The organism is Runella defluvii, from assembly GCF_014195535.1.
GTDB classification, from domain to species: domain Bacteria; phylum Bacteroidota; class Bacteroidia; order Cytophagales; family Spirosomataceae; genus Runella; species Runella defluvii.
The window spans coordinates 1059726-1073715 of record NZ_JACIBY010000001.1 but is presented as its reverse complement, the minus strand read 5'-3'; the positions used below and the strand labels follow the sequence as shown (position 1 = coordinate 1073715).

5 protein-coding genes are annotated in these 13990 nt (G+C 47.2%); 4 read left to right on the top strand and 1 reads right to left on the bottom strand.

Annotated features, from left to right (window positions below; genetic code table 11):
* On the bottom strand, positions 1 to 10659 hold a 10659-nt coding region (locus FHS57_RS04365), incomplete at its 3' end, for a SprB repeat-containing protein (RefSeq protein WP_183971656.1).
* 184 nt (positions 10660 to 10843) lie between these two features.
* On the opposite strand from FHS57_RS04365, the gene FHS57_RS04360 reads away from it, so the two are divergent.
* From FHS57_RS04360 to FHS57_RS04345, 4 genes are read left to right on the top strand one after another with little or no spacing between them, the layout of a single operon-like run.
* Positions 10844 to 11113: a TIGR03643 family protein gene (locus tag FHS57_RS04360; RefSeq protein ID WP_122929475.1), complete on the top strand. Its 270-nt coding sequence runs from the start codon at positions 10844 to 10846 to the stop codon at positions 11111 to 11113.
* Positions 11110 to 11712: a hypothetical protein gene (locus tag FHS57_RS04355; protein WP_183971655.1), complete on the top strand. Its 603-nt coding sequence runs from the start codon at positions 11110 to 11112 to the stop codon at positions 11710 to 11712. Before FHS57_RS04360 ends, FHS57_RS04355 begins: the two co-directional genes overlap by 4 nt.
* Positions 11713 to 11771: 59 nt before the next feature.
* Positions 11772 to 12458 (top strand): response regulator, encoded by a 687-nt coding sequence (locus tag FHS57_RS04350; RefSeq protein WP_183971654.1) that lies wholly within the window; start codon positions 11772 to 11774, stop codon positions 12456 to 12458.
* A complete protein-coding gene (locus FHS57_RS04345; protein WP_183971653.1) occupies positions 12458 to 13855 on the top strand; it encodes a sensor histidine kinase in 1398 nt (465 codons plus the stop codon). The genes FHS57_RS04350 and FHS57_RS04345 overlap by 1 nt, the downstream gene beginning before the upstream one ends.
* The last annotated feature ends 135 nt before the right edge of the window (positions 13856 to 13990 follow it).

Genomic DNA, 13990 nt, shown 5'->3' with positions numbered 1-13990 from the left:
ATCAGTCACTGTTACGCTGTATTTCCCTTTAGCAATAGAAACCAAATCTTGCGTAATCCCGCCATTTGACCATACATAACTATACGGCGACGTTCCACCCGACACTTCTAAGTTGATGGCTCCCGACTGAGGTGTTGTACAATTTACCACCTGCGGAGTCAATACCAACACCAACGGTTCTGGCGCTTTTTTCAACACTATCTTTTCTTCCACAAAACAGCCCGTTTCTGAATAAACCCTCAACGTATAAGTTATATCAGTCGTGGCACTGCCTGCATTTTTCAATACCAAACCATCGGCAGGGATTGGCGCAGGCGTTTGGTTGGCATCATATACATTACCAACCGTCAACCCGTACTGCGAAGTAGCTGCGAAATTTTTCAACTGAATAAATCCTTTGGCCGCCACGCTGTCGCCCGCACATTGGGGCGAGGAAGCTACCAACTGGTACGTCGGTAAAGCGTTGCGAGTGATGCTTACCGTATCGGTACAGTTATCTAGCGGTGAAACCAAAATAAAGCGATATAGTCCATTGGCAGTCATGCCCGTCACTAAGCCCGTAGTATCTGCAAAGGCCGAACTTGGATTCGACGCCGATGCAATCCAATAACGGCTATTGGTTGGTTTTGGCAATGGATGTGTTTCGGTGGGTTCGCAAATAACCGCGTTAGGTCCCGCAGGATTGTTGGTACAAGGACTTGGCTGGTTGGCGTCGCAAATGGTACGATCCACTTTTTGAGACATCGAACATCCTGCCTGATTGGTGGCCGTGAATGTGGCTATCTTGTTGTTGGGAATATTACGAATGTAGTACTTGTTGTCGCCCTCGTACGTGACCGTTCCTTCATCGGATGAAAATTGGGCATTAGGAGAAACTTGCACCCGTATTTCGTACGAATTAGGAATGCAGCCCGCATAAATCACCATCACCGACGGGCGCTGGTGAATCACCACCTGAACCGTATCAGTGCGGAAACATTCCCCTTTGGTCACGGTTGCTACGTAAGTTCCCGCTTGGTACAATTGCGAATTGATAATCATGGGGTTAGGATTGCCCGAAGCATATCCCACAGGCCCCGTCCAGCTAATTTGTGCCGTTGGGTCATACGTAGCCGAAAGCTTCACGGTATCACCTTCGCAAACGGTATCGCCCTTGGCCACCAACGACAACAACGCAGGATTTGCCAGTTGAACACTGTCGGTAGTCGTACATCCGTTGGCATCCGAAACCACTACTTTGTACCAACCACTCTTTAAATCGGCAATGTCCCACATTTCAGCACCGTTTGACCAGCGTACCTTGTACGGCGTTGTTCCACCCGCAATGGTCAACGTTACTTTACCGTTTTCGCCATCGTGGCAGGTAGGTGCAGTAGGTGTTAAGGTCAACGAAAGTGGGTTATTAGGCTGGGTGATGGTGAAATCAATGTCAATCGAGCAATTGTTTTCGTCTTTCACCGTCAAGCGATATACGCCTGCTTTCAGGTTCGAGATGTCTTGGGTAGTTGCGCCGTTTGACCACGAATAGGTATAAACGCCAGTCCCCCCCTGAACGTTAAAATCAATGCTGCCGTCGTTTCCACCAAAACACGATACGTGCTTAATTTCGGCGTTAGGAGCTAATTCGGCTGGTTCGACCAGGGTTGCGGACGCTGATACTACGCAGTTGTTACTATCCACGACGGTCAAGGTATAAGTTCCTGCGGGCAGTCCATAGACGTTTGGCAAAGTAGAGCCGTTCGACCACGAATACTGATACGGTTTTGTCCCGCCCGAAACTGTCGATAAAATCGTCCCTGAGCTTAGTCCTTTACACGTTACGTTTTCGGGAGAGAGCGACAGCTTCAACGAATCTGGCTCGCCAATCACCACGCGCAGGTCGGTGCTACAACCGTTTTTATCGGTCACTACCACCGTGTAAACCCCTCCTGCAAGGCTCGTAACATCTTGGCTCACCGCTCCGTTTGACCAAGTATAACTGTACGGTTGTGTACCGCCCGTCACTGTAATGTCGATGCGACCTGTGTTATCGTTTTTGCATTTTACATCGTTGGAAGCGTAAGTCGCTTTCAACGGGTCAGGTTCCGAAACGACCACCGTCAGGCTGTCAGAACAACCGTTGGCGTCTTTCACTTTTACTTTATAAGAGCCCGCGCTGAGGTTGGCAAGATCTTGAACCACCGCACCATTTGACCATTCATAACTGTAAGGCATCGTGCCACCCGTTACCAACAAATCAATACTTCCTGTGGCTCCACCTTTACAGCTTACGCTTTGGGCAATGGCCGATATTTTAAGCGAGTCGGGTTCCGTAAGGACAAACTGCAACGTTTTAACGCACAGATTCGAGTCCGTTACCGTCAGCGAATACGTTCCTGCCTTGGCTGCCAATAAGTCTTCCACCGTCATTCCGTTCGCCCATTGGTAGGTGTAGGGTGCTTTTCCTCCGCGCACACTTACGTTGACGTCGGTGGTCGCTCCTTTGCATAAAATTGGGGCGGCTTGGTAAGTGACTATCAAGGAATCAGGTTCGGTTAACGTAGTTTGGAAAACGGCACTACAACCGTTGGCATCTTGCACCGTGACAGAGTAAGTGCCTACGGCCAGCGACTCAATGTCTCGGGTCGTCTTTCCGTTCGACCAAGTATATTGATAAGGAGTAGTACCTCCTGTAACGGTCAAATTGATTTTACCATCGGTGCCATTTTTACAATGAATGTTCTGCACCACCGCTGAAATATGCAACGAATCGGGCTGCGTCAGGGTCACATTGACTCCTTTTTCACAGCCTTGGGCGTCGGTGACGGTCACGGTATAATTTCCTGCTTTGGTGGCCAAAATATCCTGAGAAGTAGCTCCGTTTGACCACGCATAAGTGTAAGGTTGCGTTCCTCCAAAAACACTCACGTCTATTTTACCGTCGGTACCTCCGTAACAGTTGACGGCTGTCAACAGCGTTTCAATTTTTAACGAATCAGGTTGGGCTACGGTAATCGTCAGTTGTTTTTGGCAAAGATTAGAATCCGTGACAGTAACGGTATAAGAACCTGCCTCCAAGTTCTGAAGTTGGGCAGTTGTCGCTCCGTTTGACCACGCGTATTGGTACGGTGCTACGCCGCCCGTTACCGAAACTGAAATTTTTCCGTCGTTTTTACTGCGGCACTGGGCATCGGTTTTGGTAAACGCAATGTGCAGCGAGTCAGGCTGAGTTAATGTCACCGACAACGTGGTTTCGCATTGGTTGGCATCTTTCACCACTACCGAATACGAACCTGCTTTTACGCCCGTCAAGTCTTGTGACGTTGCACCCGACGACCAAAGATACGTGTAAGGCGACGTTCCACCTTGAACGGTCAAATCCACCTTGCCATCATTGCCATTGTAACAACTTACGCGTTCGGTCGTGGCCGACGTTTTGAGGGAATCAGGTTGCGCAATGGTCGTTTGTCCGTTGGTTTTACAGCCATTGGCATCCGTTATATTGACGGTATAAACGCCTGCCGCTAGGCCCGTTACGTCTTCGGTGGTGGCATTGGTTGACCACAGATACGTATAAGGCCCCGTCCCGCCCGTCACTGTTAGGTTGGCTTGTCCCGTACTGCTTCCCGCACAAGTGGCGTTTTGGGGAACAATCGTTACGTCTAAAGGCGTAGGCTCCGAAACCGTTACGGAAGTCGTTACAGTACAGCCTTTGTTATCTTGCACCGTCACATTATATGTCCCCGCTGCTAAGTTTTGCGGGTCTTCGATGCTGCTTCCATTTGACCAGCCAAAAGTATAAGGTTGCATTCCTCCCGTGACCGTCAAGTCAATGCGTCCGTCGGCCCCTTGGTAACATTTGGTGGCAATGCCAACGCCTGACGCCGCAAGCACCGAAGGTTGGGTAATTTCAATGTCCGATACCGTAATTTTACAGCCATTGGCATCCGAAATCTCTACGGAGTATTTTCCAGCCACTAAGCCCGTACGGGTTGCCCCCGTTCCTCCGTCTGACCACGTATAGGTAAGTGTCCCCGTTCCGCCACTGGCATTGACAGTAATGGTTCCGTTGTTGCCATTGGAGCACGACACAGGAGTAGTTTCGTACTGAGCTGATAAAGTGGGCGGCTGGCTGATGGTCGTTGATGCTGTTTGTTTTACACAGTTATTTGAATCAATTACCGTGAGGGTGTAACTTCCAACGGGCAAGCCATAGACGTTGGGCGTAGTCGCAATCACGGCGTTGCTGGCGTTTTTCCATTCGTATCGATACGGTTTTACCCCTCCCGATACCGACGAAATGAGCGTACCCGAAGAGCCATTCGGACAGGTAACATCGTTGGACGTAACCCCCACTACTAACTCCGCAGGCTGACTTATTTGATTACTTCCTTTGACCGTACAACCATTGGCGTCGGTCACGGTTACGGTATAATCTCCCGCTACCAAGTTGGTCAAATTACGCGTTGTGGCCCCATTACTCCACGAATAGGTATAAGGAGGCGTTGCACCATCAACGGCATCAAGGGTAATGGTTCCTGTGGCTTCGCCGAAACATTTTACGTTGGTTTGGCTGCCAAAAATAAAGAAAGAAGGCGCTTGAGTTACGGTGGCCGAATCACGTTTTACGCATCCGTTGGCATCTGTGATGGTCACTCGGTACGTACCCGCTTTCAGGCTTATGATGTCTTGCGACGTTTGTCCCGAATCCCACACGTAGGTATAAGGCTCTGTGCCTCCCGTAACGGTCAAGTCGATGGCTCCCGTGTTTTCGTTGTAACATTTTACGTTGGTCACTGCCTTGCTACTTGCCAGAGCAGAAGGCTGAGTAATGCTCACTTGGGTCGATTTCTGGCAACCATTTTTATCGGTTACAGTAACTGTATAAGTACCTGCCGTCAACCCCGTTATGTCTTGGGTTGTTGCACCATTGCTCCATTGATAGGTGTAAGGAGCCGTTCCTCCCGTGACAGTCAAATCAATTTGTCCCGTTGCGGCACCGTTGCATTTTACATTCACTTGCGTCGTTGACAATTGCAGAACGGTTGGCTGCGTAATGGTATCGCTTTGGGTTACCGTACATCCGTTGGCATCGCGCACCGTGACGCTGTAAACACCTGTAGATAAACCCGATACGTCTTCGGTCGTTGCGCCATTTGACCACGCAAAGGTATAATTGGGTGTTCCGCCCGTTACCGTCAAATTGAGGCTACCGTTTGTTAAACCATTGCACGTAATGGGAGTTCGAGCGATTGAAGCTATCAACTGAGAAGGCTGCCCTACGGTGGCAGAAGCCGTGGCGGCACATCCTTTTACATCCGTCACGGTCACCGAATAATTTCCTGCGGCGACGTTACTAATATCCTCTGAAGTAGCTCCGTTTGACCACAAGAAGGTATAATTGGGCGTTCCACCCGTTGGGGTTAAATTAACACTTCCCGTAGCTGTTCCAAAACAAGTAGCATTGGTCGCCGCTGCCGAAGCAGCAGGTAGAGGATTGACCACCAACGTTACTTTTCCAACGCTGAAACAGTTTTCGTTGAGCCTTGAAACGCGCACAAACACCGAATCTCCATTCACTGCCGAACGCGTACTTCCCAAAGGACTTACGTTGGCAACGGCATTGGCCCGAGTCGCAAAATAAGTTACCTGCATGTTGGCCTGGCCACCCGTTACCATGGCGTTGGCATTGGTTAGGGTAAAATCAACGCGACCGTCTCCGTCGTCGCATTTTTCGAGCGTCGCGTCGTAGGCAACAGGTGCGGGGTTAATGGTAATTTGCACCTCATCGGTGGTCACGCAACCGCTCGCGTGGGTGGTGCTTAGTAAATATTTACGAACGATTGGCGTCGTACCGTTGTTGACCACCGTTACAGTTGGGTTGGCCACAGTCGTGCTGCTCAATTCACTCAACAATGCCGCACCTACGGGCGTCCATTCGTACGTATAGCCCACCAAGCCTGCGCTACAACCAAGTTGGGCGGGGGCATTGCTACAAGTAATGGCATCGGCACCCGCGTTTTCGTATTTAAAATCGCCTCCTAAATTCTTTTGGTAAGTCGTACAGGCACAACCTTTTACCAACACCACCAACGGACACGGAATGGGTTCCGAATAAGGAATAGCGCCGTTTAAAGTAATGGTTTCGTTGGTGGCAATGGCCTGCGTCGTCGAATAGGTTTGCAGCAGTACGTCGCCTGCCGTATAAGTGCCACTCTTGTCTTTGTCTTGGTAAAGCTCCACAGTCGTGGCGTTTCCAGCGGCTACGGGAGCTCCCGTATTTTTAAACTTAAACTGTCCCGTCGCACTACTACACGTAAAGGCTATACTGTGAGAAACGTAAGTAAAATTGGCCTTTTTGACCGAAATAGTATCCGAAACCAGCCCCGTTAGTACCCTAAAATCGGGGCAAAGCGTTGTTCCACAAAATACGTCAAATGGCAAGGAAGTTTGGGCAACCACTTGCTCGGTGTTGCAAGAGGTTGAGGAGTTTACCTGTACTTGGAACGTAAAATTCATGGCACCTCCAATGGGCATTCCAGCCGCCACTCGCCACGTCAGTGACTTACCACCGTTGGGCAAATTTACCACCGTGTAACTGTTCAAATTGGGCGGACAAAAACTAGAACTACATACCACCGAACCCGCTACGGGCAAATAACCCACAGGAAGTTGTACCTCCACCAAACCACTGTCGTTGGTGGCTGACAAACCCAAATTTAAAACGCTTACTCCAATCGGATAATTAACATTGGCACAGGCATTAATGGAAGGTAATGAGAGGCTCACCTGCGTTTTGTAAGGGGTATTTGCCCCCCGAATATTGACCGCAAACCCTTGAACGTACTCTGAATTACCTAGTGCTGGATTCGCACAAGGGTCTTTTCCATACACCCGCAATCCAAAGGGTTGTCCAGATAATAAGTCACAATTAGGTTGAAGTTTAAAGCGAATAACGGCTTCATTGTTGGGAGCTGCCCCAACCCCTGACAAGCTTTTTCCTGTACCAAAATTGGTAGGGTCAATGACGCCCAAATCAAACGGCAGTGTTGAATTTTGGGCACTTTGGGCTGCAATAATCAAGTTATCGCCTGCTGTACTGAAAATACGTTTTGTTGTTCCTTTGGGATACTCAATCGTGCCTGACCCCGCGATGTAATCCAACCCAATCTTTCCGTTGTTGGTCGGCAACTCCAAGTTGGCCAAAATGCTATTGACCGATGTGGGCTGCCCCGACACAATGCGCACTTCTACTTCAAACGGCTGGCACATATCGAAAGGCCCAGTGGCTTTGGTAACGGTAGCCGAAATCTGAGAAGGTTTTACCTCGTAATAAAGCGATAATGAGTCGGAAACATAAGGAACAGTTCCTAAAGTGGTACCGCTAGAAAGCCCTAAGCATGACCAACTTGTGAAAACTTGAATGGTATCTCTTCCACAAAAATTGGTAGTCCCCGTGATGCGGTATTTTCGGCTGCCACTTTTGGCAATCGTTGTACTCCCTTGGTATAACCCGCCCGCATTGGGAGAAATAGTAACCGCCGTACCCGTAATGTCTTGGACTTGGGTCAAAACAAACGTCCCGTTTTTGCTCTTAACTGTCAGCCACGGAAACGGCGCATCAGCCAAGGTGGAGGTATTGCTCACCACCACATCCCACGACACCGAACTCGACGTTGCATTGACCGTAGGTTGTGAAGTACTTAATTTTAAGACAGGCGCATTGTAGCTTACTGTGCTACTCAAGGTAGTGCTGTTGACAGTCGCTCCCGTCAAAGACGAAAGCGGTGACAAATTTCGGTATTGCGTAAAAGTCCGAATTGAGCTGGAAGAATTGACGTAACCTGCCGCCCCAATCGGCGTAAGCGTGAGGGTTTCACGGAAAGCGTAGCCTTCTTCGGGATAAGGCAAAAGCCCGTTCACAAAAAGTTGCTGAAGATTGACAACCAGGGTATCTCCCGAATAAAAATAATACGAACTTGGGATGGTAATGTTGGTCGTCGTGGTGTTATACCCTACCGAGCGAGTCAACGATATATCGACTTTATTAATGGTATAAGTAGCAGGCGAAGCCAGCGTTTTGGAAGTAGCGGGTACTTGGAAAATGCGGTATTCGTTGGTAAAAATGTTAGCACCTGCAGTAGTGCTGGTAGAAGTTCCAACGCTAAAATTGAAGTTGTTGACCAACGTAAAACTGCCACAACCGTTCAAATTGGTATTGGAAGTAGTAGTGCTGTTGAAAATATCAAAGTGCCGCATCCGCCCTTTGCGCGTTCCACATTGGTACTTTTGAGCAGCCGTTGGGGTTACGACATTGGCTAAATAGAACTCAGGTGTAATGTCCAACACTTCTTCTACCGACGAATTGGCAGTTAAGTTATTGGCAATGTATTTAGCCGTTACCACCACCGAATCGCCATTGGCAAATGTAAAACCTGCAGGTAAACACGACCTTGAAATCAAGGTAGTTGTGCTAAAATCGTACGTAAATACCTTGGTCGTTGTCCCTGTTACCGTTGCCGAGAGGTTAGTACAAGTATAAGAATTAGCTCCTCGAATAATTTGGACGGTATAACGCGCATCGGCGATTTCGTCGGCATTGGTGATGGAAGCCGTGGCGTATCCGTAGGTAAAACTAGGGATGGTTGCCGACGTTTTTACTCTTCCTGCGTAGATGGCACGAAGGGTATCGCCGACCACAAAACGGTCTAATTTTGCCAAATCAAGGTTTCCTGTGGCATCGGGACTGCTGTCGTTGTTATTATCGGGGCTGCCCGTTGTTATGCGTCGAATATCGTACAGCGCCCAGTTCATTCCGTGCGTACAAGCACCGCCTGGACACAATAACTCAGTGACGATGCTCGAACACTGCGGCGGCAACGCCCCGCAGCCCGTTGTACAACTTGGGTCAGTTATAAATTGAGATTGAAAACTTATCGTCTTGTTTCCCGACGTTCCGCATTTAGCGGTGAGTTTTAGAAGTGCCCTTGCGCGGGTTTGGCTAAAACTAATGGGGGCATTGAAGCGCACCGTAAGCACTCCCGCGGTATAATTGAAAAAGTTGGGCGTTCGAGTCACCCCTCCTGCATCAATGAACGAAAAGTCAGCGGCATTTCCCGAAAACAGAAAACCGTCAGGAATCGTGTATTTGTATTCCAAATAGGCAGGCGCGGTGTTGTAGTTTGAAGGAATACTACTGCTGTTTGAAAGTACCTCCATCGTAAACGTTTGACCATCATAGATTTGCAAAGGTGAATCTAACGTAAAAGTATTGGCAGTATAACTTTCGCTTTGTCCCGTCTGAATCGTGCGCGTGTAAGTTGTGGTCGCACAGGCGCCACTGTAAGTACCCGAATACCCCCAACGGCGAGGCGTGTAAGCCGCGTTACAAGTAGCAATACAACAAGAAACGGTATAAAAATCAATGAAAGCCGTATCGCCAGGTGCTATTGTCGGAATAGTGATTTCCATTCGTGACGGGGAATTAGCAGGGGCGCAGGCATTGGTTGCCGTGGCTAATTGAGTCGGCGTCGCTGTTTGAGGTGTTCCAAAATTTTTGATTCGGTAGGAATATGGCCCTGCTAAATACAGTTGCTGGGTATTGTCAAAATTAGGAGTACTATTGACCGTTCCAAACTGCACTTTTACGTTGGTGGCCGCATAGGCCGTTGTATTAGCCACCACAATGGTTTGTTTGGCGGGGGTATCAAAACAGCGCGGCGTGGTCGTTCGGGTTGAAAATGTCAACGTTGGCTGCACGCTTGTGACCGAAATTGAGGGGGTATTGTCAGTGGCTGTTTGGCAAATTTGCCCGTCGCAGCCCCATTGCGCAATGAGTTTCGACGTCACAGTACTGGCTGGACAGCAAGGGTTTACGGTAATTTTATATTGTAAAACAAAATTTTCATTCAATTCAAACGCTTCATCCCCGTCGCCAATAAATTTAATCAACGCCTTGTTGAAAGCTACTTTTACCGAATCGCCCGACGTACTGATGGCCGACACGGGAATACTGATGTTGGTATTGGCGGGGTTGATGCGAAAATCGCTGTAGGTAAACTTGCCAGCGCTGGTGATGTCGGCAAAAAGAAACTCCTCTAACTGCCCAAATGACCCGTTGCTGATGGTCATGCTACGGGTGGCGGTTTGTCCAGGATTAATCGAGACGGGTGAAGTACTGGCCGACGTGATGCTCAACGACGCATAAATCACATCATAATTAACCGTTTTTGTCCCTAAAATGGATAGGGTTGTTCCGCTGCTATTTTTAATAGAAATCACGTCTTGGAAACCACCGCCGCTGATTTTTTGGGCACGCGCAGCACATACGGCCTTTTTCCGAAACGAAAATTTCAAGGTCGTATTGGCAGGCCAAGAAGCTACCGTAAAGTTAGGTGCATTTAAGTTCACTGCCGTTCCGACCACCGCTGGGCCTTGCAAGGACTGCGTGGAAGTTGGAATCATTTGAATGCCCACACCCAACTGAATTGTAATGGTCGCGTTGGTCAGGGCTGTACTGCCATTGGTAATGGTGACGACGGTTTCGGCGCCGTTGGGTTGGCAAGTAATGGCGGGGCTTTCGCTCGTGAAGCTATTGACAAGTTGTGCATAAGACTCTTTAACTGAAAGAGCTAACCAACAAACTATCAACGCAATGGCTTTATAGAAATAATGTTTCATTCGACGGCTTTGGCTTTCGATTACAACTTTTCGAACTGTGCCTAGCGTGTCATCAACAAGCGTGCCAAAATTCCAGTAACAAACTATACTAATAACGGCGCGCCGAAACGGCTTTTTCAAACAAAATATCCATAAACTATGTTTTGATTTTATCTAACCTCATCCGCTGTATTCCTAAAAAAGCATGTTGACTGAACAAGATATTGATAGAATCATTCAGATGGCCTGGGAAGACCGAACTCCTTTTGAAGCCATCGAAGCACAGTTTGGACTGAAAGAAAAAGAAGTGATTGCGACCATGCGTACCCACATGAAACGTAGTAGTTTTGAAATGTGGCGAAAACGAATGAACGGCCGCAGCACCAAACACCAATCCTTACGCACCGACGAAATAGACCGTTTCCATTGTTCTCGTCAGCGTAGCATTAGTCTTAACAAAGTCTCAAAAAGATGACATTAACTCACTGGATTGGAATTGATTACGGCTCAAAAACTTCAGGCAACACTGTCATTTGTCACCACGACGGACAGGTGCTTCAGTTTTACGATGCCGACCGCCGCGATGCCGATGCGTTTATCATACGCTTTGTTGAACAACCTCAATCATCCTCCATTCAACACGTCTTTATCGACGCGCCACTCTCATTGCCAGGAGTTTATACGCAGCAACAAGGCTGCACCAATTTCCATTATCGGCAGTGCGATATGGCCCTCAAAGCCATGTCTCCGATGTTTTTGGGCGGCCTCACAGCAAGGGCGATGGAATTGCGGCAAACGCTCACTACAAAACATGCCCTTTCGGTATATGAAGTATATCCAAAAGCCCTAGCTCAACTCGAATTAAAAAACCAATACCACAAAAAATTGGCTAAAATTGACTTTCCAAACCTTTGCGATTTGCTTACTTCAAAGTATCCCAGCGTACTTTTTAACGAATATCCGCGCCACCAACATCAGTTTGACTCGCTGCTTGCGTGGCTTTCGGGCTATCGTTTTATCCATCACCAACACCAAATTATTGGAGAGCTCTCCGAAGGTCAAGTGGTCATTTAATGACTTTTTAAGCATTATTTGTTTAATTGCAGGCCAATTCACCACCCATTCAACTGTGTATGAAGCTATTAGTTGTTGAAGATGATGTAAAAACGGTACAATCTATCCGTCAGGGACTAGAAGAAAATGGCTATGAAGTTGATATTGCCTACGACGGCAAAATTGGCCACCTTTTAGCCAAGCGGACAAGCTACGACCTCATCATTACGGATGTCATCGTGCCCGAGCTCAACGGCGTTGAATTTTGTAAATTACTTCGCCAAGAAGGCATTCGCACCCCAGTTGTGATGCTTACGGCGTTGGGGGCAATTGAAGAAAAATTAATGGGGTTTGACGCAGGTGCCGATGATTATTTGGTAAAACCCTTTGATTTTTCGGAATTATTGGCCCGCGTTCGTGCTTTACTCAACCGCACTTCCGATTCGTTTCCCATTACCTCTTCCACTTCCCTGTCCTACCACGATTTGGAAATGAATATCGACACCCGAATTGTCAAAAGGCAAGGAAAACGTATCGACCTAACGGCCAAAGAGTTCTCTTTGCTTGAATATTTGCTTAAAAACACGGGGCGGGTTTTGACGAAAGTTGATATTGCGGAGAAAATCTGGGACATTCGGTTCGATACAGGAACCAACGTCATAGAGGTGTATATCACATTGCTCCGAAAAAAAATTGACAAAGATTTTTCGGAAAAGCTTATTCACACTGTTTACGGCGTTGGCTATGTTTTAAAACTTGACCAATAATGAACATCAGGACACGACTTACCGTCCAGTTCACGGTACTGGTATCAAGTATTTTACTCATCACCTTTCTAACTATTTATCTTTTAAGAGTCGAATACGTAGAAGAGGAATTTTTTGACCGCTTAGAAAAAAAAGCGCAAACAACGACAGAACTTTTAATGAAGGTCAACGAAGTAAGTTCCGACCTACTCAGAATTATTGACAAGTCAAATTACGATGTATTTATTAACGAAAAATTAGTCGTTTACAACGCCAAAAACCAAGAAATTTATACCAACAACGACACAATTACCTATCAAATTACCCCTGAATTATTAAACCGCATTCGTCAGGAGAAAAAAGTTCGACTTACCCTAAATCATCAATTAGCACTGGGACTTTTTTTTGCCGATTCGTACGGCGGCGTAACAACCATCATTGGAGCAGAAGATTTATGGGGCAGGGAAAACCTAGAAAGTCTTAGCCAAATCTTGGTGTGGCTTTATTTGCTCGAAGTTATTCTTTTTGGTTTTGCAGGATGGTACTTTTCGGGAAGAGCTATGTCGCCCATTACGCGTATTATCAACCAAGTAAAACAGCTATTTCCCAACCAACTTGACCAACCCCTTACGGTCGAAAATCCACAAGATGAAATTGGACAACTGACCCTCACCTTCAACGATTTATTAGGCCGTTTGTCCGAAGCGTTTAGGCTCCAAAACCTTTTCATATCGAACGTGTCGCATGAGTTAAAAAACCCACTTATGCGCATGGGAACCCAGCTTGATGTAGCGATGCTCAAGGAAAGGAGTACCGTTGATTATCAATCACTTATTATTTCTGTTCGACAAGATATTCGCGAACTTAGTCACCTTGCCGAAACCCTGCTCGACCTGGCCAAAGTAAATGACGAATCTCAACGTATATTCTACGGAGAAGTTCGCATAGATGAAGTGCTTTGGGACGCGCGCAGTCTTTTGTTGTCTGCCGAGCCCAACTACCTAATTACCGTCCAATTTGACGAAGATATCAGTAGCGAAAACCAATTATTGGTCAACGGCAACCCGCATTTGCTCAAAACTGCCTTTGTGAATTTGATGGAAAATGGTTGTAAATTTTCGGACAATTCCCACGTCAATGTACACGTATTTTTCACCAAAGAAGGTATTCAATTGGAGTTTCAAAATACAGGTGAGACAATCGCCTCTGAAGAAATGAAGCTTATTTTTCGACCTTTTTATCGACGAGACGGTGCCTCGCACATCAAAGGCTACGGGGTAGGACTATCGTTGGTAGAACGCATCATAAAATTGCACGAAAGCTGGCTTCATGTATCCTCAGACCAAGCTACCCGTACGACAATTTTTACCATCGTGCTTCCTTATTCAAAAACTAACGACAATTTAGTAAGTTCTTAATGACTTTTTAAGCATTGCCACCGTACATTTGTGATGTAATGGTTTTCTTATACAGTAAGAATAGTTGAAAGAAATAAAACCGACGTCCGTTTGTTGAGCGTCGGTTTTTTTAAGTATTTGTGTGTATTTTTTTTA